This window comes from Dactylosporangium sp. NPDC006015 (genome assembly GCF_040614215.1).
Lineage (GTDB): Bacteria > Actinomycetota > Actinomycetes > Mycobacteriales > Micromonosporaceae > Dactylosporangium > Dactylosporangium maewongense.
This window is the reverse complement of sequence record NZ_JBEXUD010000014.1, coordinates 92,135-112,960: the sequence shown is the minus strand read 5'-3', so window position 1 is coordinate 112,960 and position 20,826 is coordinate 92,135. Positions and strand designations below refer to the sequence as shown.

Genomic DNA, 20,826 nt, shown 5'->3' with positions numbered 1-20,826 from the left:
CCGGTCGGGATCTGATGAGGGTGCTCGCGATGGGGATGGGGCGAGGGCGTTCGGTGGGGCGGAGGCTGCTGGCGGGGGTGGTGCTGGCGGCGGTGCTGGTGTTCGGGTGGGCTTCGCCGGCTGGGGCGCATGGTGGGGCGTCCGTCACCATTCACTCGGATGGGCGGGGGTCGGTGTGGATCACCGCTCAGTGGCAGGACGGGCATCCGATCAACGAGCCGATGGTGGTCACGCTGTCCGCTGGGCCTGCGGGGGCGTCGGCCGGGGCTCCGGGGAGCGGGCCGGCGTCGGCGATCGTGGGGGAGCGGCTGACGCAGACGGGGGACGAGCGGGGGACGCAGACGTGGAGTGGGGTGCTGCCCGCTGGGACGTGGCGGGTCGCGATCGACCTCGGGGCGCCCGTTGAGGGGCATTGCCAGGCGCTTGTTCCGTCGGCCGGCAGTACCGGTGCCAGTGTGCAGGCAGTTGAGGTGGCCTGCCTGATTCCGGCGACCGGTGGCACGGCGGACGGCCAGGGTGGCGACGCGGGGTCATCGGCGGGGAGTCTTGCGCCGCTGTGGGTCACCCTGTCCGTGCTGGGCATCGCGGGGCTGATCGGGGCCGAGGTGGTGCGCCGGCGCCGAGGTAGGACGAAGACGTAGACGATGGTCACTGGGTGGGACGGTGGGCGAGGCGGTGGGGGCGTTGGCGGGAAAGGGCGTTACGCTTCCTCGCGTGACTGGTGAGGCCGGCGTGGACGCAGCTGACCCGGCGTCGGACCCGGCGACGGCGGCGCTGCTGGCGGCCCGTGGCGGTGACCGGGGCGGGGCCGGGGCGTTCGTCCGGTTGACGCAGCCGGAGGTGTGGCGGTTCGTCGCCGCGCTGGTCGGGGTGGGGCATGCCGATGACGTGACGCAGGACACCTACCTGCGGGCGTTCCGGGCGTTGCCGGAGTTCGCCGGAAGGTCGAGCGCGCGCACGTGGGTGCTCGCGATCGCGCGGCGGGCGTGTGCCGACCATGTGCGGGCCGCGGTGCGGGGACGGCGGCTCGAGGCGCGGGTCGCGGCGGAGCCGGAGGAGCTGGCCGGGGGCGACCACGCGGGACTGCACGCGGCCGCCGACCTGGTGGCGGGGTTGCCGGCGGAGCGGCGGGTGGCGTTCGTGCTGACGCAGGTGCTCGGGCTGTCGTATGCCGAAGCGGCCGAGATCGAAGACGTCCCCGTGGGCACGATCCGGTCCAGGGTCGCCCGTGCCCGCGCCGACCTGGTCGCCGCGATCGCCGCCGCCCGAGCCGGATGACACGCAGCACCGGTAAGGCCATGACACACAGCAACGGCAGGCAGAAGACGCGAACGGCGGCACGAGCGGCGGTGGCCGTGGTGCTGGGGGTCCTCGCCGCGCTCGGGTACGTCGCACCGGCCGGCGCGCACGGTGCCGACGCCCCTGCCGCCGTCGACTACGTGGTGCGCGTCGACTCGGTGTCCGAGCCGGGGGTCACCGTCCGGGCCGTCGAGGGCGGGGCCCGCCTGGAGCTGCGCAGCGCCTCGGACCGCACGGTCGTCGTGCTCGGCATGCAGGGCGAGCCGTTCCTCAGGATCTCCGGGGACGGGGTGGCCGAGAACCGGGGCTCCCCGACCTGGGCCGCCAGCCGCTCCCTGACCGGCACCGTCAAAGGCGCCGCGACCGCGGCGCCGCAGTGGCACCAGGTGTCCCGGCAGCGCACGGTGCGCTGGCACGACGAGCGGGCGCGGGAGCTGCCGGCCAGGGCGTGGAGCGTCCCCCTCGAGATCGACGGGACCACGCCCGGCATCATCCGCGGCGTCATCGCCAAGGCGGAGCCGCCGGCGACCGGCTGGTGGTGGTCCGGCGCGCTGCTCGCGGCGGTGGCGATCGGGTTGGCGACGCCTAGGTCACGGATCGCCCTGGCGGTCGTCGCCGGGGTGGCGGGCGCGGTCGTGGTGGCCTGGATCGTGGTGAGCGCGCAGCTGGCCACGTCGCCGGCCGAGAACCTCGGCACCCAGCTCCTGGCCAGGCTGTGGCCGCTGCTCACCGGCGTCGGGGTGCTCGCGGCGGCCGGGCTGCTGGCGCTGAGGAGGAGCGCCGCGAACCTCGTGGCCGCCATCGGCGGGGCGTGCCTCGCGGTGATGACCGGGTTCGCCGACGCGGGCGTGTTCAGCAACGGCGGCCTCGCCGGCCCCGGCTGGTCGAGGTGGGCGGTCGCCACCGCGCTCGCCGGCGGTCTCGGGCTGATGGCCGGCGGCGCGACGAGCTGGTACAGGACGCCGGTAAAAGACCGCACAAGCGAAGACGATAAGTAAACAAAATCAAACGGGTTCTTTCATAAAGGCGCGTTACTGCGCATAATCGGGCATCGATGTTCCCCGCCAGGAGCAAAGGAGTCCGGTCCATGGACCGCAGAACGTTCGTCGCGAGCGGTGTCGCCCTCACCGGCGGCGCGATCGCCCTGTCCACCGCAGTTGCCAGCCCCGCCGGCGCAGCGGTGCGCACGGCGAAAACCGTCACGCCCGGAGCCCGGGGCGGCCACTACTGGCCGAACCTCGCCCCGCTGAAGGCGACCGCGTTCCTGAAACTGCCACCGGGCGCGGTCCAGCCCCGCGGCTGGCTCCGCACACAGCTCAACATCGAGGCCGACGGTCTCTGCGGCCGGATGACGGAGGTGTCGGACTACCTGCAGTACTCCGGCAACGGCTGGGTCGACAAGACCAAGGGCGCCTGGGAGGAGCTGCCCTACTGGCTGCGCGGCTTCGGCGACCTCGGCTATGTCACCGGCAACACCCGGATCCTGACCCTGGCCCGCCAGTGGATCGACGGGATCATCGCCAACCAGGCCGCCGACGGCTTCTTCGGGCCGAACGCGCTACGGACGAGCCTGGAGGGTGGCCCGGACTTCTGGCCGCACATGCCGCTGCTGGACGCGATCCGCTCGCACGCCGAGTACAACGAGCGCAACGGCACGCCCGACAACCGGGTCAACACGTTCATGCGCAAGTACTTCCAGTTCCAGAACGCGCAGCCCGCCGCCGTGTTCAACCGCAGCTGGGCCGCCCTGCGCTGGGGCGACAACATCGACAGCGTGTACTGGCTGTTCAACCGTACCGGCGAGACCTGGCTGCTCGACCTGGTGCGGAAGATCCACGCCGGCTCCGCGGACTACACCAACGGCATCCCCAACTGGCACAACGTGAACCTGGCGCAGGGCTTCCGCGAGCCGGCGCAGTTCGGCCTGCTCGACCCGGACCCGAAGTTCCCCGCCGCCACGTACCGCGACTACGACACGGTCATGGGGCTGTACGGCAACTTCCCCGGTGGCGGGTTCGCCGGCGACGAGAACTGCCGCCCCGGGTACACCGACCCGCGCCAGGGCTTCGAGACCTGCGGGATCGTCGAGTTCATGCACAGCCACCAGATGCTCGCGCGGATGACGGGCGACTCGATCTGGCTGGACCGGTGCGAGGACCTCGCGTTCAACCTGCTGCCCGCCTCGCTCGACCCGGCGCAGCAGGGCATCCACTACATCACGTGCGCCAACAGCATCGGCCTGACGAACGCGACCCTGACCCAGGGCCAGTTCCAGAACGGCTTCCCGATGCTCGCCTACATGCTGGGCATCCACAACTACCGCTGCTGCCCGCACAACTACGGCATGGGCTGGCCGTACTACGCGCAGGAGCTGTGGTTCGCGACCTGGGACAAGGGCCTGTGCGCGGCGATGTACGGCAACTCGCAGGTGACCGCGAAGGTCGGCGCCAACGCCACCACGGTCACCGTCACCGAGGACACCGACTACCCGTTCAGCGACACGATCACGCTGACCATGGGCACCCCGGGTGCGGTGGCGTTCCCGCTGTACCTGCGGATCCCGAAGTGGAGCACCGGCGCGGTCGTGCGGGTGAACGGCACCGTGGTCACCGGCACGGTCGAGGCGGGCTCGTTCGTCATCGTCGACCAGACCTGGAACAACGGCGACAAGGTCACCGTCACGCTGCCGATGCGCACCACCGTGCGGACCTGGGCGAAGAACGGCAACGCGGTCAGCGTCGACAACGGCCCGCTGACGTTCTCGCTGTCGATCGCGGAGCGCTGGCAGCGCATCGGCGGCACCGACGCGTGGCCGACCAACGAGGTGTACGCGAACTCGCCGTGGAACTACGGCCTGCTCATCGACCCGGCGAACCCGCAGGTGACGGTGACCCGCAAGCCGGGCCCGCTGGCGGCGAACCCGTTCACCCGCGACGGCGCGCCCATCTCGCTGAGCGTCACCGCCCGGAAGATCCCCAACTGGCAGGCGGACGCCGAGGGCGTGGTCCGCACGCTGCAGCAGAGCCCGGCCCGCTCCACCCAGCCGAACGAGACCGTGCAGCTGCTGCCGATGGGCGCGCAGCGGGTCAGGATCACCACGTTCCCGCGGGTCGGCGACGGCGCCGACGCGGTCGACTGGGTCATCCCGGCCACGCCGTCCGCGTCGTACTGCAACCCCGGCGACACCGTCGCGGCCCTCAACGACGGCAAGGTCCCGAGCAGCTCCGCCGACGGGAGCATCCCGCGGCTGACGTTCTGGAACCATCTGGGCACCAGCGAGTGGGCGCAGCTCACCTACTCCAGCGCGATCACCACCAACGCCGTGTCGGTGTACTGGTTCGACGACACCGGCACCGGCCAGTGCCGGGTCCCGCAGTCGTGGCAGGTGCAGTACCGCAACGCCGGCGGCGCCTGGGTCGCGGTGTCCGGCGCGTCGGCGGCCGGCACGGCGCTCAACACGTTCAACCGGGTCACCTTCACCAGCGTCACCACCACCGCGATCCGGGTCGTCGTGCAGCTCAAGGCCGGCGTCTCCGGCGGCATCCTGGAGATGCGGGTCGAGGGCAGCACCGCCCCGATCACCTGGAAGCGGATCCAGAACAAGAACAGCCTGAAGGTCCTCGGCGTGGACGGCATGTCGACGGCGAACAGCGCCAACGTCGTGCAGTTCGACGACAACGGCACCGCCGACCACAACTGGCGCCTCGTCGACGCCGGCGGCGGCTGGTTCAAGATCGTGAACCAGAACAGCGGCAAGATGCTCGCCGTGCAGAACATGTCGACGGCAAACTCGGCGCTCGTCCAGCAGTTCGAGGACAACGGCTCCGCCGACCACCTGTGGCGGCTGATCGACAACGGCGACGGCTGGGTGCGCATCCAGGTGCAGCACAGCATGAAGGTGCTCGGCGTCTCGGGCATGTCGACGGCCAACTCGGCGCAGGTCGTGCAGTTCGACGACAACGGCACCGCCGACCACCTGTGGCGGCTGCTCTAGCTCGCTCGCGCGCGCGGCCGGGGCAGCAGCCGGGTGGTGGGCAACGCGGGCGCCGGCAGCGGCTCCTGACCACCCGGCACGACCCCGAACCGTGACGATCCCGCCTGCCACTCGTCGCGCGCTTCCACGATCTCCTCGTGGGAGCGCGCGACGAAGTTCCACCACATGACCAGGTCCTCGTCGAGGGGCACGCCACCGACGAGGAACAGCCGCGCGCCGCCCTCCGACGCGAGGCGCAGCGACGAGCGGCCCTCGGGCAGGTGCAGCAGCGAGCCGGGCGGCACGTCGACCCCCTCGACCCGCGCGCCGCCGTCGGTGACGACCACCCCGTGCTCGTAGGTCGGATCGATCGCGATTTCCGCCGGTGTACCGGCATCGAGGCGCACCTCGGCGCCGACCAGCTCGCTGTGCACCGCCGCCGGCGACGTGACCCCGCCCAGCGAACCGACCGCGACGGTCATCCGTACACCTGCCGCCTCCGCGACCGGGAGATCCTCCAGGTGCTCGAACCGGGGCTCCTGCCACCGCGCGCCGTCGGGCAGCGCCACCCACAGCTGCACCCCGTGCAGCAGCGGCGGCTTCTCGGTGGGGGAGTCCTCCGAGTGCGCGATGCCGCGCCCCGACGTCATGATGTTCAGCTCGCCGGGGCGGATCAGCACGTCGGAGCCGAGGCTGTCGCGGTGCCGGATCTCCCCGTCGAAGAGCCAGGTCACCGTCTGCAGCCCGATGTGCGGGTGCGGCGGGACCCGCATCCCCGGCTTTCCCGTGACCTCCTCGGGCCCGAAGTGGTCGAGGAAGCACCACGCGCCGACGGTCCGCCGGACCTTGTTGGGCAGCGTCCGCCGCACCACCGAGTAGCGGCCCAGCGGCACGTCCCGGCCTTCGAGGAGTTCCATCGTCCGATTCTCCCTCCGGCGCCCGGCGGCAACCACGGACGGGTAATTTGTCCGATGTGATGGCATTGGTGGTGGCGGTACTGGCGGCGGTACTGGCGGCGCTCGCCGCTGGTGCCGCCGTGTTCGTCGCCTTCCAGGCGCTGCGGGGCGTCCAGCGCGCGGTGGCCGGTGCCGCCGGCCTGCTCGCCGCGTATCAGCTGGCCGAGGCGCGCGCCGACGCCGAGCGGGTCTGCGCGTGGGCGGTCAGCGAGCGCGAGACGTTCGAGAAGATCATCACGCGGGGCGTGGTCGGCGCCGCGATCCGCAACGCCGGCCAGACGCCCGTCTACGACCTGGAGATCGTGTTCCGGGACCCGCCCGCCGCCTGGACGGCGATCCGACGGGTCCGGATCGTGCCGCCGGCCGAGCAGCCCGAGGTGTACGCCGGGTTCGACGAGGAGAACACCGACGGGCCCGTCGAGCGGGACCGGATCAACGAGGACGGGACGATCCGGCTCGCCCCGTCCGCCGACATGCACGTCGAGCTGCGCTTCACCGACAGCCGGGGCCGCCGCTGGCAGCGCGACGACAAGGGCGTCCTCAACCAGGTCGGGGCCGACGTGGCCCGCGCGCCCGCCCCAGTGGAGCAGCTCTAGAGGCTCGCCGCCGCCGCGATCGCGGCGCCCCGGGCGCCCGCCATGTCGCGGTCCGGCACGAGGGCGAACGTGGCGACCGCCGCCTGCTCCTCGCGCAGCAGCGTGTATTCGCGCACCCGCGCCAGGAACCACTCGCGGAAGTGCGCCGCGGCCTCGACGACGCCGCCGCCGACGAAGTAGCAGTCCGGGTCGGTGAAGTTCGCCGCGATCGTGAACAGCCGGCCCAGCCCCATCGCCTGCTGGTCGAAGATGCGCAGCGCCAGCTCGTCGCCCTGCTCGGCGAAGGACCGGACCTGCTTCGCGGCGGCCTTCATCGAGTCGGCCCGGTGCAGCGGGTGGTCCGGGAAGCGGGTCAGCCAGTACGGCAGCAGGTTGCGCACGATGCCGGTGAGGGAGCTGACGCTCTCCACGTCGCCCAGGAACCCGCAGCCGCACGACGGCAGCGGCTGCCCCTCCTCGAGCAGGCCGTGCATCGGGATGTGGACGTGGCCGAGCTCGCCGGCCATCCCGGCGGCACCCTTGACCACGTTGCCCTGCTCGATCACGCCGCCGCCGAGCCCGGTGCCGACGATCGCGGACACCGACGACCGCCGCGTCGCGTCGGCGCCGAAGTGCACGTGGTGCGCGTAGAGGGCGGCGGCGTTGCCGTCGTTGTTGTAGACGACGGGCAGCCCGAGCCGCTGCTCCAGGGCCCCGCGGAAGTCGAAGCCCCACCAGGCCTGCTGGGAGAAGTTCGTCGAGCCCTTCGAGGAGATGACCCCACCGGCAGTGGCCGGGCCGGGGGTGTCGAGGCCGACCGCCGCGACCCGCGACCGGTCGATCTTCGTCACCGCGAGGATGTTGTCGAACGCGCCGGCGAGGGCCTCGACCGCGACCGCCGGCCCTTCCAGGACCCGGCTCGGGACCTCGACCAGTCCGTCGACCAGGAACGCCCCGTCGTGGGAGAGCACGGTGGCGTTGTTGGCGGTGCCGCCGTTGTCCAGGCCGACGACGACCCAGTCCTCTGCCGTGCCCATCGATCGTGCTCCTCACCGGGATCGAACGTCAGCGGCGAACACGGTACCGCACCCCGTGACCCGGCGGGCACCTCGATCGTTCGGATCCTCATGGCGGTGCTGGAGCGGCAAGGGCACCTCGTCAGGTGGTGGCCGGCGGCGGCGCTGCTCGCGGCGACCGTCGCGCAGGGGCCGGCCGGTGGGTTCGTCTACGACGCCGCCCACTACTTCGACGGCTCCCTCGCCCTCTTCACCGGCGCGGACACGGTCCGGGTGGGCGACCTCGACTTCCGCGGCGCCCTGACACCGCTGGTCTACGCTCCTGCCGCGCTCGCCGAGCACCTGGTCACCGGCGCCGGCCGGTACGCCGTCCTGCTGGAGAACGCGCTGCTGGTCGCGCTCGTCGGCGGGTTCCTGCTGCCCCGGATCGCCGCCCGCCCGGCCGCCGTGTGGGTGTGCGCGCCGCTGACCTGGCTCGTCGCGGCGAGGTTCGCGCCGTTTCCACTGATGGACCTGCCTGCCGTCGCCGCCTTTCTGACCGCGGTGTGGTTGGCACTGCGACCCGACCCGCCGCGCTCCGACCCGCTGCGACCCGACCCGCCGCGGCCCGACCCGCTGCGCTCCGGCCTGCTGCGCTCCGGCCCGCTGCGGTTCGGCACGGCGTGGTGTCTGGGGCTCGCCGGGGTGGCCGCCGGCGCGACGGTCAACCTGCGGCCCGCCTACCTGCTGCCCCTGGCCGCGCTCGGCGGGATCGTCGTGGTGACCCGCCGGCGGTCGGCGCTGTGGTTCGCGGCCGGGGTGGTCGCCGGGTCGCTGCCGCAGGTGACGTTCAACGCGCTGCGCGGATCGGTGCCGGGGCCGACGCCGCCGGGCACGGCGGACCTCGCCGGGTTCCAGGCAGGTTACGCGTCGTACATCGTGCGCTACGACACGATCGAACCGGCGGTGGGGGCACCGCAACAGTTCTACTGCGACCCGTCGATGGCGGCGGCGGTCGACGGGCGCCTGGCCGCCTCGACCGGCGGACTGGTCCGGGCGCTGCTGACGAACCTTCCGGAGTCGGCGCTGTTCCTCGCGGAGAAGGTCGCCGCCGCCCTGGCCTGGTCGTGGTCGACGCCGTACAGCGCCGCCGCGAGCGCCGAGCACTACGAGCTGACCGTGCCGGTCGTGCTGATCGTCGCCACCGGGATCGTCGCCGCGTGCCGCACACCGGGGGCACGGACCCTCGCGATCCTCGCCGCGGGTGTCTGCGCGTCGCTGATGACGTCGGCCACCGAGACCCGCTTCGCGCTGCCCCTCGTGCTGCTCGCGGTGGCCGGCTGCGCGCTGGTGACCGGCCCGGCCGGGGTCGCCGGCGAGTCGCGCCCGAGGGTCATCCGGTTCGTGGCGGTCGTGCTGGTCCTGGCGGCCGCCGTGGCCGCCGTGGCGGCCCTGGGGGTCGCGCACCCGCTGCCGCCCGGGCCGGCGACCCCGGCGGTGTGCGCCGCGAACGGGTGAAACGGCGCGACGCGCCCGGCGCCCGCCGCGTTGGGCGGTGCAGTGACCACGACATTGGACGCGATACGTGACCCGGCCGCAGGTCCGGACGAGCCATCCGCGCCCCCCGGCCGCAGGCCGCGCGGCGCCGCTCTGGCGTCCTTGCTCCCGCTCGCCGCCGGCCTCACCGGGATCGCGTTCACGCTGCGGTTCTACGGGGTGGCGCTGCCCACCACGCTCGCGTTCGCCGGCTGGCTCACCGCCGGGGTCGTGCTGCCCGGCCTGCTGCTGTGGCGGACGCTGCTGGGCCGGTCCGGCTGGCTCGTCGCCGACGTCGTCGCCGGCGCCGCGGTCGGCTACGTCGCCGAGGTCCTCACGTACGTCGCCGCCCGCGCCGCCGGGGTGCCGCTGCTGGTGCTCGCCTGGCCCGCCGGGATGATCGGCGCGTCCCTGCTCGTGCCGCGGCTGCGCAAGGCCTGGCGCGGCTCCGGGGAGCGCGCCCCCGCGCTGTGGTCCTGGTCGATGCTGGCCGTCGTCGGCCTGTTCTGCCTGCGGAGCGTCCGCATGTTCCGCTCACACGGCCTCGGCTGGCCCGTCAGCGGCCCGCTCGACGCCGACACCCCGTTCCACCTGGCGCTCATCGCCGAGGCGAAGCAGCACATGCCGATGCAGGCGCCCTGGGTGTCCGGTGAGCCGCTCGTCTACCACTGGTTCGTCTACCCGGAGATGGCCGCCACCAGCTGGGTGACCGGCATCGACCCGCTCGCGCTGCTGGTCCGGCTCACCCCGCTGCCGATGTTCGCCGGGACGCTGCTGCTCGTCGCGGTCCTCGCCCGGCGGATCGTCGGCCGCTGGTGGACCGGCCCGGCCGCGGCCGTCGTCACGATGCTCGTCCTCGCCCCCGACCCGTACGGCTGGCCGCACCCCGACGGATGGTTCGGCTTCGGGCCCTACGAGGACGGCTCCGTCTACCGCCTGATCGCCTGGACCAGCCCGACGCAGACGTTCGGCGCCCTGCTCTTCGCCGCCGCCGTCCTGCTCCTGCTCGACATCCTCGACGGCGCTGAAGATGTCGGGCAGGGCGGCTCCGCCAAGGGCCGGTGGGCGCTGTTCGTGCTGCTGCTCGCCGGGCTCGCCGGGGCGAAGGCGCCGTACCTGCCGCTGCTCACCGGCGCGCTCGTCCTCGTCGTCGCCGTCCAGCTCGCCGCCCGCCGCGGCCTGCACCGGCCGGCGCTGCTCGCAGCCGTCGTGACCGGCGTGCTCACCGTCGCCTCGACGGTCCTGCTGTACGGCGGCGGCGCCAACCAGAGCCTCGTCGTGGAGCCCCTGGCGACCATGAGCGGCTTCGCGACCGTCGCCGGCACCTGGACCGGCTACACCGGCCCGGGCACCCCGGCGGCGCACGCCTGGGTCGCCGCCGGGATCACCGTCCTGTGCTGGCTGCTCATCTGGGGCGGCGGCCTCGCCCTCGGCCGGCGGGTCCTGGACGCGCCGGTGCTGCTGCTCGCCGCGATCGGCGCCGAAGGCATGGCCGGCGTGCTGCTGTTCGGGCACCCCGGCGGCTCCCAGTCCTACCTGATCGTGTCCGCCCGGCCGTACCTCGCGCTCGCCGCCGTCGCCGGGCTCGCCGCGGTCGTCGGGACGATGACCTGGGCGCGCGGCGGGCTCCTCGCGCTCGCCGCGGTGGCCGGCACCACGGTCGTCCTCCTGCTGCGCACCGTCGACGGCGCCCGGCCGGCGGGGGACCGGCTCGGGTGGGAGCTCGGCCGCCCGTACGCCGTCCTCGCCGCCCTCGCCGTCGTGGTCGTCGCCGCCGGGCTGATCCGCCGCGACGGGCGGATCCTGGCGGTGGCGATCGCGATGTGCGCCGGGTTCGGGCTGCCCACCGCCTACGACCAGACCGCCGCCGTCGTCACCGACACCGCCCGGGGCGGCTGGCGCGCCGTCCCCCTCTCCGAGCAGGTCGCGCCCGACGGCCGTACCAGCGCCATCGACCGCGACACGTGGAACGCCGGCCGCTGGTTGCGGCGCCACGCCGCGCCCGGCGACCTGCTCGCCACCAACGCGCACTGTTTCGGGGTGACACCCGCCGGCGGCCTGTGCGACAACCGGCGGTTCGCCCTCGCCGCGGCGAGCGGCCACCGGGTCCTCGTCGAGGGCTGGGGCTTCACCAACAGCACGTACGAGCGTGCCGCCGCCGACGGGGTGCTGCCCTGGTTCGCCGCCTTCTGGGACCCCGCGCGGCTCGCCGGGAACGACGCCGCGTTCACCGACCCCGGCCCCGCGACGATCGGGGTCCTCCGCGACCGGTACCAGGTCCGCTGGCTGGTCGCCGACACCACCGCCGGACCGGTCGGCCTCCTGGGCGCGCACGCCCAGGAGCGGTTCCGGGCCGGAAAGCTCACGGTCTATGAGGTGACATGAACGATCTCGCCGCCCACCACGCGCCGCTCGCCGGCGCCCTCACCGACGCCGTCCGGCGGGTCATCGACAGCGGGTGGTTCGTCCTCGGCCGGGAGGTCGCCGGGTTCGAGGAGGCGTTCGCCGCCTACTGCGGGGTCCCGCACGCCGTCGGTGTCGCCAACGGCACCGACGCGATCGAGCTCGCCCTCGCCGGGGTCGGCGTCGGCCGCGGCGACCGGGTCGCCCTCGTCGCCAACGCCGGCGGCTACGGCACCACCGCGCTGCTCGCCCTCGGCGCCGAACCCGTCTACGTGGACGTCGACGAGGACACCGCCACCCTCGACCCGGCGCTGCTGGACCGGGAGACGTTCGACGCGGTCCTCGTCACGCACCTGTACGGCCGGCTCGCCGACCTGCCCGCGATCCTGGAGGTCGCCGCCCGGCACGGCGCGCCCGTGGTCGAGGACTGCGCGCAGGCCCACGGCGCGTCCCGGGACGGCAGGCGCGCCGGCTCGTGGGGTGACGCGGCCGCGTTCAGCTTCTACCCGACGAAGAACCTCGGCGCGCTCGGCGACGGCGGCGCCGTCGTCACCGCCTCCGCCGGCGTGGCCGAGCGGGTGCGGCGGCTGCGGCAGTACGGCTGGGACCGCAAGTACCACCAGGTGACCGGCCCGGCCCGCAACAGCCGCCTCGACGAGGTGCAGGCCGCGGTCCTGTCGGTGAAGCTGCCGCACCTGGACGGCTGGAACGCCGCGCGGGTCGCGGTCGCCGCCCGGTACCGCGCCGCGATCCGGCACCCGAAGCTGACCCTGCCGGAGGTGGACGCGCCAGGACACGTCGGCCACCTGTACGTGCTGCGCTGCGCCGACCGGGACGCGCTGTCGGCGCACCTGCGCGCGCACGGCGTGGCGCACGACGTGCACTACCCGCTGCCCGACCACCGCCAGCCGGTGCACGGCGACCGGTTCGCCGGGCTCGAGCTGCCGGCCACCGAGCGGCTGTGCGCCGAGGTGCTGAGCCTGCCGTGTCACCCGGAGCTGCCGGCCGAGCAGGTCGACCGGGTCGCCGCCGCCGTGAACGCGTTCGGCGCCGGCACCGAGAACTGGAAGGGCCAGCCGTGTACTCCCTGATCATCCCCGTGTACCGCAACGAGGGCACCATCCACGACCTGCTCGCCGCGGTCGGCGACCTGCACGACGCGCTGGGCGGTGCGCTCGAGGCGGTCTTCGTCGTCGACGGCAGCCCCGACCGGTCCGCGGAGCTGCTGCAGTCGCTGCTGCCCGCGCAGCGGTTCCCGGCGCGGCTGGTGCTGCTGTCGCGCAACTTCGGGTCGTTCGCCGCGATCCGGGTCGGCCTGCAGCACGCCACCGGCGAGTACTTCGCCGTCATGGCCGCCGACCTGCAGGAGCCGCCGGAGCTCGCGTTGCAGTTCTTCCGGACCCTCGCGACCGACGAGTTCGACGTCGTCGTCGGCACCCGCGAGGGCCGCGCCGACCCGCTCGGCGGCAGGATCGCGTCGAAGCTGTTCTGGGGCCTGTACCGGCGGATGGTCGTGCGCGAGATGCCCAGCGGCGGCGTCGACATGTTCGGCTGCAACCAGGCGTTCCGCGACTGCCTGCTGGCCTGCGAGGAGGCGAACACGTCGCTCGTCGCGATGCTGTTCTGGCTCGGGTTCCGCCGCAAGCAGGTCGCCTACACCCGGCGCGCCCGCATGAGCGGCAGCTCCGGCTGGACGCTGCGCAAGAAGGTCACGTACCTGATGGACAGCGTCTTCGCGTTCACCGACCTGCCGGTGCGGCTGCTGATGGCGGCCGGGGTGCTGGGGCTGCTGGTGTCGGTGGTGCTCGGCGCGGTCGTGCTGTCCGCGCGCCTCGCCGGCCTGTTCGACGTGCCAGGCTACGCCGCCACGATCCTCGTCGTGCTGTTCTTCGGCGGCGTGAACGCGCTCGGCCTCGGCGTCGTCGGCTCCTACGCGTGGCGCGGCTACGAGAACACGAAACGCCGCCCCCTCGCCGTCGTGGCGTGGGAGCTGCAGTACGCGGGCGCGCAGAAGATCGTGGTCCGGCAGGGAGGACAGCGCTGATGTCGTACTTCACCCACCCCAACGCCCTGTGCGAGAGCACCGCCATCGGCGACGGCACCCGCATCTGGGCGTTCGCGCACGTGCTGCCGGGCGCGCGGATCGGCGCCGACTGCAACATCTGCGACGGGGTGTTCGTCGAGAACGACGTCGTCGTCGGCGACCGGGTCACCGTCAAGTGCGGCGTGCAGCTGTGGGACGGCGTGGCCCTGGAGGACGACGTGTTTGTCGGCCCCAACGTCACGTTCACCAACGACCGGATGCCGCGCAGCCGCCAGTACCCGGAGGCCTTCGCCCGCACGACGGTCGAGACCGGCGCGTCGATCGGCGCGAACGCCTCGATCCTGCCGGGGGTCACCATCGGCCGGCACGCGATGGTCGGCGCCGGCGCCGTCGTCACGCGGTCGGTGCCGCCGTACGCGATCGTCGTCGGCAACCCGGCGCGGCTCACCGGCTACGTCGACGCCGCGCCGGTGCCGGCGGAGCCGCACGACACCCAGACCGGCGAGCGGGTCAACTCGACCAAGGTCCGCGGGGTCACCGTTCACCGCCTCGACTACGTGCACGACCTGCGCGGCGACCTGTCGGTGGGGGAGTTCGAGCGGGACATCCCGTTCCCGGTGAAGCGCTACTTCATCGTCTTCGACGTGCCGAACGAGAAGGTCCGCGGCCAGCACGCGCACCGCGAGTGCCACCAGTTCCTGATCTGCGTGAAGGGCCGCTGCAGCGTCGTCGCCGACGACGGCGTCGTCCGGCAGGAGTTCCTCCTGGACAGCCCCGCGACCGGCCTGTACCTGCCGCCGATGACCTGGGCGACGCAGTTCCGCTACTCGCCGGACGCGGCGCTGCTGGTCTTCGCGTCGCACTACTACGACGCGGCCGACTACATCCGCGACCACGCGGAGTTCGTCTCAGCCGCTCTGCAGGTGAGCGAGCACGGCTAGGACCCGCCGGTTGTCGTCGTCGGACACCGGCAGGTCGAGCTTGGCGAAGATGCTGGCGATGTGCTTGCCGACGGCGCTGTCGCTGAGGAACAGCTGCTTGCCGATCGCGGCGTTGGAGCGGCCCTCCGCCATCAGCGTCAACACCTCCCGCTCCCGCGGCGTCAGCGTGCCCGTCGCCGGCGACGGCCGGGCGACGAGCTTCGCGATGACCGTCGGGTCCATCACGGTCCCGCCGGCGGCGACCCGGCGGACCGCGTCGACGAACTGGTCGGCGTTGAACACGCGGTCCTTCAGCAGGTACCCGACCGCGCCGGTGCCGTCGGCGAGCAGCTCCCGCGCGTACAGCTGCTCCACGTGCTGCGACAGCACCAGCACCGGCAGGCCCGGCACCTCCCGGCGGGCGGCGAGCGCCGCCTGCAGCCCCTCGTCGGTGAAGCTCGGCGGCAGCCGCACGTCGACGACCGCGACGTCCGGGCGGTGCTCCAGCAGCGCCGCGAGCAGCGCCGGGCCGGTGTCGACGGCGGCGACGACCTCGAAACCGTGGCTCTGCAGCAGCAGGACCATGCCGTCCCTCAGCAGGTAGAGGTCTTCGGCGAGGACAACACGCACGGCAGCTCCAGCGTCGCGACGGTCGGCCCGCCGGGTGGGCTGTGCAGGGCCAGGGTCCCGTCGAAGGTACCCAACCGGCGTTCGATGCCGCGCAGGCCGGTGCCCCGCGACGGGTCCGCGCCGCCGGTGCCGTCGTCGGTGACCACGACCCGCAGCAGCCCGTGCTCGTGGCCCAGGTCCACGGTGACCTTCGCGGCGCCGCCGTGCCGGGTCGCGTTCGCGATCAGCTCGCTGACCGCGAAGTAGGCGGCCGACTCCACCGGCGCCGGCGGCCGGCCCGGCAGCGTCCCGGTGACGGTCACGTCGGCGGCCGTGTCGGTGCTGAGGTCCAGGGCGAGGGCCCGCACCGCGTCGGCGAGGCCGCGCTCCGACAGCACCGGCGGGTGGATGCCGCGGACCAGGTCCCGCAGCTCCTCCAGGGCCGCCGCCGCGGTCTCCTTCGTCTGCTTGACGAGGCGCCTGGCGGCGGCCGGGTCGGTGTCCATGAGCCGTTCGATCGCGCCGAGGGTGAGGCCGACCGCGATCAGCCGCGCCTGCGCGCCGTCGTGCAGGTCCCGCTCGATCCGGCGGACCTCGGCGGCCTGCGCGTCGACGGCGTCCGCACGGCTGCGCGTGAGCTGCTCCACCCGGCGGCGCAGCGCCGCCTCGCGGGTCGGGCGCAGCAGCAGCGCCGTCCACCGCGCGTGGACGGTGACGAGCTGCCCGGCGGTGACGAGCGCGACCGCGACGAGGCACACCCCAATGATCAGGCCGGCGGTCCGGTCGCCGTCCCACGCGCCGTACCAGGCGGACCACTCCGCGTCGAACACGGTCGTCCACAGCCACGGCAGCGCCAGCCCGAACGCGCCGTAGGCCCCGGCGGCGACCGGCGGCCCGAGCAGCACGACGGTGACGACCGGGTCGACGGCCAGCCACACCAGGTCCCGCCACGACGCGACGTCGTGCCACAACCACAGCCAGCGGGCGTTGAACCCGGCCATCGACTCGGTCTTGTACAGGTTGTTGCGCACCTGCAGCATCCCGTCGGGGCGCCGGTGCGGGCGCAGCTCCGGCTCGTACGGGCGCGGCACCTCCACCCCGCCCCACTGCGCGAACTGCCGGCGCAGGTTCGCCATCCAGCGGAAGTGCGAGACCGCGACGGGGATCGTGAAGATGAACCCGAGACCGAAACCGAGCGTGAAGCAGGCGAGGCTGAACGCCAGCAGCACCACCTCGAGCGCGGCGCAGCACACCAGCAGCCCGGCCCGCCCCCACGCCAGGAGCCGCCGCTGGGTGCGCGCACCGCGGGTCAGCTTCCTGGCCGCCCGGGCCGGGTCCATCGGCGTCAGCATCCACGCCGACCACACCCCCACGGCGCGGACCGTCCACGGCGCCACCAGCAGCCCGACCGGCACGAGCGCGACGACGACGAACGGGAACAGCAGCTGCCACGTCAGGTCCCGCTTCGTCGCCGGGTCCTTCATCAGCCAGTCGAGGCGCTGGAAGAACCTCGGGAAGCGCGGCGTCTTGTAGAGGGTCGCGTCGTGCCGGTACATGCCGTCGGCGTCCGGCTCCGGGTCCGCCGGCGGCGGCCGGTACGGCTCCGGCACCGCCCGCCCGGTCCACGCGGCGAACATCGCCCGCCACCGGTTGGTCAGGCGCCGCCCGTACAGCACGGGCGGCGGGATCAGGAAGACCAGGCCCAGCAGGACCCCGGGGAACAGCATCACCAGCGACAGCAGGAACTGCACGAACACGACGACGGCGACACCCAGCAGCACCCCGCTGCGCGTCACACCTCTCACCCAGGTCATGCCGCCCAGTCTCGTGTCACGGTCCGCCTCCCACATCGGCCCTGGCCGCCGTCTCCGGGGTGGGGCTAGGTGCACCCCCGTCCGGTGCCCAGCGTCATTCTGCCCGCCCGCCCGCTTCCGCACGATCGACGACATGGCAGTCATCGAGGTCCACCAGTTGCGCAAGCGCTACGGCGACCGGCACGCGGTCCGGGACGTGTCGTTCACCGTCGAGCCCGGCGAGATCTTCGGCGCCTTGGCGATGGCGTAGAGAGTCTCGGCGGAGGGCCTGCGCTCGTCGGAGTCGTTCTCCAAGGTGGATGATGGACATGCGGCTGCCCGACCTGTCGCTGGTCCTGCCCGTGCTGCTGCTCGGCGTCCTCGGCCTGTTCCCCGTCGGGCTGCTCGTCGCCGCCGCGGCCGGCAGCCCCAAGACCGCGACCGGCTGGGCCTTCGTGCTGTGGTTCCCGTCCGCGTTCTTCGCCGGCCTGTACGTGCCGGTCGAGCAGCTCCCGCCGGTGCTGCGCCGCATCGGCGACTGGACGCCGCTGGGCGCGTTCCGGCAGGCGGTCCAGGCCGCGTGGGCCGGCGACACCCCGCGCCCGCTGCACCTGGCCGTGCTCGCCGCCACCTGCCTGATCGCAGGTGGACTGTCCGTCCGCCTGTACCGTGCCAGTTAACCGACACTGCGGTGACGCACGGTGACCACTATGATCGGCGGGACAAGGGGGTGCCGGGTGCAACCAGTGGCAGAGGCGGTCGTCGATCTCGACGCCGTGGCGCACAATACGCGGCTCCTTTCCGGTCTCGCCGCCCCGCGCGCCCAGACGATGGCCGTCGTCAAGGCGAACGGCTTCGGTCACGGATTGCTACCGGTCGCCCGCGCGGCACTGGCCGGCGGCGCCACCTGGCTCGGTGTCACCTCCATCGCCGAGGCCCGCACGGTGCGCGACGGCGGGATCGGCGCGCCGACGCTCGCCTGGCTGTATGGCACCGGCGACGACTTCGCGTGGGCCGTCCGCAACGACGTCGACCTGTCCGTGTCGACGCCGCGGCACCTGGAGGCGATGCCGGCCGGCGCCGCCGTCCACCTCAAGGTCGACACCGGGCTGACCCGCAACGGGGTCGCCTGGGCCGACTGGCCCGACCTGGTGGCGCGGGCCGCCGACCTGGAGCGGCGCGGCACGATCCGGGTCCGCGGGATCTGGTCGCACCTCGCCTCCGCCGACGACCCCGGCAACCCGTCGGTCGCGCTCCAGCTCGAACGGTTCGACGAGGCCCTCGCCGTCGCCGCGAAGGCCGGGCTGGAGCCGGAGCTGCGGCACCTCGCGAACTCCGCCGGGATCGTCGACCTGCCCGCCACCCACTACGACCTCGTGCGGGCCGGGCTCGCGCTGTACGGTGTCGAGCCGATCGACGGGGTGACCGCAGGACTGCGGCGGGCGATGACGCTGCGGGCCCGCGCCGTCAACGTCAAGCGCGTCCCGCCCGGCACCGGCGTGTCCTACCTCCACCAGTACGTGACGGACCGCGACACCACGATGGTCCTGGTCCCGGCCGGATACGCCGACGGGGTGCCGCGCCTGCTGAGCAACCGCGGCGCCGTCGCGATCGGCGGCCGGCGGTGCCCGATCGCCGGGCGGGTCGCGATGGACCAGTTCGTCGCCGACGCCGGTGACCTCGACGTCGCCCTCGGTGACGAGATCGTGCTGTTCGGCCCGGGCGACGGGGCCGAGCCGACCGTGGAAGAGTGGGCGGCCTGGGCGCAGACCAACCCGCACGAGATCTTGACGGGCATCGGCGCCCGCGTCCCGCGAACGTACATCGGTAAGGAGCACGTGCATGGCTGATCCTCGCGTCCGCGTCGCCGTCGTTTTCGGAGGGCGCAGCGGCGAGCACGAGGTCTCGTGCAAGTCGGCCCTGAGCATCGTGCGGTTCCTCGACCGGTCCCGCTACGACGTGGTGCCCGTGCGGATCACCCCCGGCGGCACGTGGGTCTTCGGCCCTGACGCCGGCTCGCCGGAGGCCCTCGACCTGGAAGGGCTGCTCGACCTGACCAAGGAGACCGACGTGCCGGCCCTCGCGAGCCTCGCCGAGGCGATCGGGGCGCTGCGCGAGTGCGACGTCGTCTTCCCCGCCATCCACGGCCCGTACGGCGAGGACGGCACGATCCAGTCCGTCCTGGAGATGGTCCGCCTGCCGTATGTCGGCAGCGGGGTCTTCGCCAGCGCCGCCGGCATGGACAAGGAGTTCACCAAGCGGCTCCTCGTCGCCGACGGCCTGCCCGTCGCCGACGGCGTCGTGCTGCGCGGCGGCACCGGCACCGTGACGCCCGCCGAACGCGAGCGGCTCGGGCTGCCCGTGTTCGTCAAGCCGTCCCGGGCCGGGTCGAGCCTCGGCGTGTCCAAGGTCGACGACTGGGCCGAGCTCGACGACGCGCTCGCCGAGGCCCGCGCCAGCGACGCGAAGGTCCTCGTCGAGGAGATGGTGCACGGGCGCGAGGTCGACCTCGGCGTCCTGGAGCACCCCGACGGCTCCCTGCAGGTCGGGCCGCCGCTGGAGATCAGCTTCCCCGACAAGCACGAGTTCTTCGACTACGAGGCCAAGTACCTCGACCCGACCACCATCTTCGACATCCCGGCGAAGCTGGAGCCGGCGATCATCGAGCGGCTCCAGGACCTCGCGGTGCGCACGTTCCGCTCCCTCGAATGCCGGGGGCTGCTGCGGGTCGACTTCTTCCTGCGGTACGGCACGGAGCCGGTCATCAACGAGGTCAACACGTTCCCGGGCTTCACCGCCGTCTCGCAGTACCCGCAGATGTTCCGCGTCGCTGGGCTGGACTATCCGGCGCTGCTCGACGTCCTCATCGCGACCGCACTGGCCCGGCAGCCGAAGCCCGCGCTGGAGTCCTGAGCCTTTCCGGGTCGGCGGCGGTGGGACGGCCTCGATACGATGGCCGTCCCATGGTGTCGACGGGCGTTGTGACGGTTTGTCTGACGGTTCTAGGAGGCAAGTGCCGGTGACGTATCCACCAGCTGGAGATCCGCAGCAGCCCTACCAGCCGCCGTCACCGCCGCAGTACCCGTCGCCGCAGCAGCCCTACCAGCCGCCCGCGCAGTACCAGCCGGCGCCTGGTCCGTACGAGCCGCCCGCGCAGTACCAGGGCTACGACCCGACCGGCCAGTTCCAGCCGCCCGCGCAGTTCCAGCCGCCTACCGGGCAGTTCCAGCCTGCTGGGGCCGGTGGTCAGCAGTCCGGGTCCGGCAAGTGGGTGCTGCTCATCGCCGGCGCGTTCCTCGCGCTGCTCGTCGTGGTCGTCGGCGGCTGGTTCTTCGTCCAGCGGGTCCTCGTCGACTCCCCGACCGACGTGACCGAGCGCTACCTCGACGCGGTCAACGACCGCGACCGTGCCGCCGTCGTCGACATGGTGTGCTCCTCCGAGCGACCCAAGGCGGTCCGGGGCAACGACTACGTCGATGACGACGACGACAAGACCACCATCGACTGGAAGATCCTCAGCGAGACCAAGGGCCGCAACTCCGCCGAGGTCCGCGCGCGGGTGACGCTACACGACCCCGAATCGGACCGCACCCAGTCGGTGAACATCTCCGTGACCCTCGTCAAAGAGGACGGCGACTGGATGATCTGCGGCGTCCGCACGGACGACTGACCTGCCGTCCTCGCCGCAAGGCCACGGTCCGTTCGCGAGCCGTGGCCTTGCGG

18 protein-coding genes and 1 pseudogene are annotated in these 20,826 nt (G+C 73.2%); 15 read left to right on the top strand and 4 right to left on the bottom strand.

Annotation, left to right across the window (positions count from 1 at the left end):
• The first annotated feature begins 14 nt into the window (after nucleotides 1-14).
• The 4 genes from ABZ321_RS25550 to ABZ321_RS25535 all read left to right on the top strand — a co-directional run bounded on the left by ABZ321_RS25550 (nucleotide 15) and on the right by ABZ321_RS25535 (nucleotide 5,293).
• Complete coding sequence (locus tag ABZ321_RS25550; protein WP_344503307.1) at nucleotides 15-641, top strand: hypothetical protein; 627 nt, start codon at nucleotides 15-17, stop codon at nucleotides 639-641.
• Between the two features lie 136 nt (nucleotides 642-777).
• Entirely contained in the window at nucleotides 778-1,278 is a 501-nt protein-coding gene (locus ABZ321_RS25545; protein WP_344503643.1) for a sigma-70 family RNA polymerase sigma factor, read from the top strand.
• 71 nt (nucleotides 1,279-1,349) lie between these two features.
• Entirely contained in the window at nucleotides 1,350-2,297 is a 948-nt protein-coding gene (locus ABZ321_RS25540) for a hypothetical protein (protein WP_354895359.1), read from the top strand.
• A gap of 89 nt (nucleotides 2,298-2,386) precedes the next feature.
• On the top strand, nucleotides 2,387-5,293 hold the full coding sequence (locus tag ABZ321_RS25535; protein ID WP_354895356.1) for an RICIN domain-containing protein: 2,907 nt from the start codon (nucleotides 2,387-2,389) through the stop codon (nucleotides 5,291-5,293).
• On the opposite strand, the gene ABZ321_RS25530 is transcribed toward ABZ321_RS25535, so the two are convergent.
• On the bottom strand, nucleotides 5,290-6,189 hold the full coding sequence (locus ABZ321_RS25530; protein ID WP_354895353.1) for a pirin family protein: 900 nt from the start codon (nucleotides 6,187-6,189) through the stop codon (nucleotides 5,290-5,292). The genes ABZ321_RS25535 and ABZ321_RS25530 overlap by 4 nt on opposite strands.
• A 68-nt stretch (nucleotides 6,190-6,257) precedes the next feature.
• On the opposite strand from ABZ321_RS25530, the gene ABZ321_RS25525 reads away from it, so the two are divergent.
• The gene (locus ABZ321_RS25525; protein WP_354895350.1) at nucleotides 6,258-6,824 is read left to right on the top strand and encodes a hypothetical protein; all 567 of its coding nucleotides are present in this window, start codon (nucleotides 6,258-6,260) and stop codon (nucleotides 6,822-6,824) included.
• Here ABZ321_RS25525 and ABZ321_RS25520 read toward each other — a convergent pair.
• A complete protein-coding gene (locus tag ABZ321_RS25520) occupies nucleotides 6,821-7,840 on the bottom strand; it encodes an ROK family protein (protein ID WP_354895347.1) in 1,020 nt (339 codons plus the stop codon). The genes ABZ321_RS25525 and ABZ321_RS25520 overlap by 4 nt on opposite strands.
• Before the next feature lie 96 nt (nucleotides 7,841-7,936).
• Between ABZ321_RS25520 and ABZ321_RS25515 the strand changes: the two genes are divergently transcribed.
• From ABZ321_RS25515 to ABZ321_RS25495, 5 genes are all read left to right on the top strand, one after another.
• Nucleotides 7,937-9,316, top strand: coding sequence for a hypothetical protein (locus ABZ321_RS25515; RefSeq protein ID WP_354895344.1), 1,380 nt, complete (start codon nucleotides 7,937-7,939; stop codon nucleotides 9,314-9,316).
• 141 nt (nucleotides 9,317-9,457) lie between these two features.
• Nucleotides 9,458-11,719: a hypothetical protein gene (locus ABZ321_RS25510; protein WP_354895341.1), complete on the top strand. Its 2,262-nt coding sequence runs from the start codon at nucleotides 9,458-9,460 to the stop codon at nucleotides 11,717-11,719.
• Nucleotides 11,716-12,828 (top strand): DegT/DnrJ/EryC1/StrS family aminotransferase, encoded by a 1,113-nt coding sequence (locus ABZ321_RS25505; RefSeq protein ID WP_354895338.1) that lies wholly within the window; start codon nucleotides 11,716-11,718, stop codon nucleotides 12,826-12,828. The genes ABZ321_RS25510 and ABZ321_RS25505 overlap by 4 nt, the downstream gene beginning before the upstream one ends.
• Nucleotides 12,816-13,781 (top strand): glycosyltransferase family 2 protein, encoded by a 966-nt coding sequence (locus ABZ321_RS25500; RefSeq protein ID WP_344503316.1) that lies wholly within the window; start codon nucleotides 12,816-12,818, stop codon nucleotides 13,779-13,781. The genes ABZ321_RS25505 and ABZ321_RS25500 overlap by 13 nt, the downstream gene beginning before the upstream one ends.
• Nucleotides 13,781-14,722 (top strand): WxcM-like domain-containing protein, encoded by a 942-nt coding sequence (locus ABZ321_RS25495; RefSeq protein WP_344503317.1) that lies wholly within the window; start codon nucleotides 13,781-13,783, stop codon nucleotides 14,720-14,722. The genes ABZ321_RS25500 and ABZ321_RS25495 overlap by 1 nt, the downstream gene beginning before the upstream one ends.
• Here ABZ321_RS25495 and ABZ321_RS25490 read toward each other — a convergent pair.
• Together ABZ321_RS25490 and ABZ321_RS25485 are read right to left on the bottom strand one after the other, a co-directional pair.
• Nucleotides 14,690-15,331 (bottom strand): response regulator transcription factor, encoded by a 642-nt coding sequence (locus ABZ321_RS25490; protein ID WP_344503318.1) that lies wholly within the window; start codon nucleotides 15,329-15,331, stop codon nucleotides 14,690-14,692. The two genes, ABZ321_RS25495 and ABZ321_RS25490, sit on opposite strands and share 33 nt — an antisense overlap.
• Nucleotides 15,295-17,124: a sensor histidine kinase gene (locus tag ABZ321_RS25485; RefSeq protein WP_354895334.1), complete on the bottom strand. Its 1,830-nt coding sequence runs from the start codon at nucleotides 17,122-17,124 to the stop codon at nucleotides 15,295-15,297. The genes ABZ321_RS25490 and ABZ321_RS25485 overlap by 37 nt, the downstream gene beginning before the upstream one ends.
• A gap of 133 nt (nucleotides 17,125-17,257) precedes the next feature.
• Between ABZ321_RS25485 and ABZ321_RS25480 the strand changes: the two are divergent.
• From ABZ321_RS25480 to ABZ321_RS25460, 5 genes and pseudogenes are all read left to right on the top strand, one after another.
• Nucleotides 17,258-17,362 (top strand): annotated as a pseudogene (locus ABZ321_RS25480) (ABC transporter ATP-binding protein); the annotation flags it as partial.
• Between the two features lie 64 nt (nucleotides 17,363-17,426).
• Nucleotides 17,427-17,783: an ABC transporter permease gene (locus ABZ321_RS25475; protein ID WP_344503320.1), complete on the top strand. Its 357-nt coding sequence runs from the start codon at nucleotides 17,427-17,429 to the stop codon at nucleotides 17,781-17,783.
• Between the two features lie 57 nt (nucleotides 17,784-17,840).
• Nucleotides 17,841-18,953, top strand: coding sequence for an alanine racemase (gene alr, locus ABZ321_RS25470; protein ID WP_354895332.1), 1,113 nt, complete (start codon nucleotides 17,841-17,843; stop codon nucleotides 18,951-18,953).
• Complete coding sequence (locus tag ABZ321_RS25465) at nucleotides 18,946-20,016, top strand: D-alanine--D-alanine ligase family protein (RefSeq protein WP_344503322.1); 1,071 nt, start codon at nucleotides 18,946-18,948, stop codon at nucleotides 20,014-20,016. Before alr ends, ABZ321_RS25465 begins: the two co-directional genes overlap by 8 nt.
• Nucleotides 20,017-20,122: 106 nt before the next feature.
• The gene (locus ABZ321_RS25460; RefSeq protein ID WP_344503323.1) at nucleotides 20,123-20,773 is read left to right on the top strand and encodes a hypothetical protein; all 651 of its coding nucleotides are present in this window, start codon (nucleotides 20,123-20,125) and stop codon (nucleotides 20,771-20,773) included.
• The last annotated feature ends 53 nt before the right edge of the window (nucleotides 20,774-20,826 follow it).

Coding starts and splice junctions, on each gene's coding strand:
- ABZ321_RS25550 (WP_344503307.1), top strand. CDS start 15: ATGAGGGTGCTCGCGATGGGGATGGGGCGAGGGCGTTCGGTGGGGCGG.
- ABZ321_RS25535 (WP_354895356.1), top strand. CDS start 2,387: ATGGACCGCAGAACGTTCGTCGCGAGCGGTGTCGCCCTCACCGGCGGC.
- ABZ321_RS25530 (WP_354895353.1), bottom strand. CDS start 6,189: ATGGAACTCCTCGAAGGCCGGGACGTGCCGCTGGGCCGCTACTCGGTG.
- ABZ321_RS25520 (WP_354895347.1), bottom strand. CDS start 7,840: ATGGGCACGGCAGAGGACTGGGTCGTCGTCGGCCTGGACAACGGCGGC.
- ABZ321_RS25505 (WP_354895338.1), top strand. CDS start 11,716: ATGAACGATCTCGCCGCCCACCACGCGCCGCTCGCCGGCGCCCTCACC.
- ABZ321_RS25495 (WP_344503317.1), top strand. CDS start 13,781: ATGTCGTACTTCACCCACCCCAACGCCCTGTGCGAGAGCACCGCCATC.
- ABZ321_RS25485 (WP_354895334.1), bottom strand. CDS start 17,124: ATGACCTGGGTGAGAGGTGTGACGCGCAGCGGGGTGCTGCTGGGTGTC.
- ABZ321_RS25475 (WP_344503320.1), top strand. CDS start 17,427: ATGGACATGCGGCTGCCCGACCTGTCGCTGGTCCTGCCCGTGCTGCTG.
- ABZ321_RS25465 (WP_344503322.1), top strand. CDS start 18,946: ATGGCTGATCCTCGCGTCCGCGTCGCCGTCGTTTTCGGAGGGCGCAGC.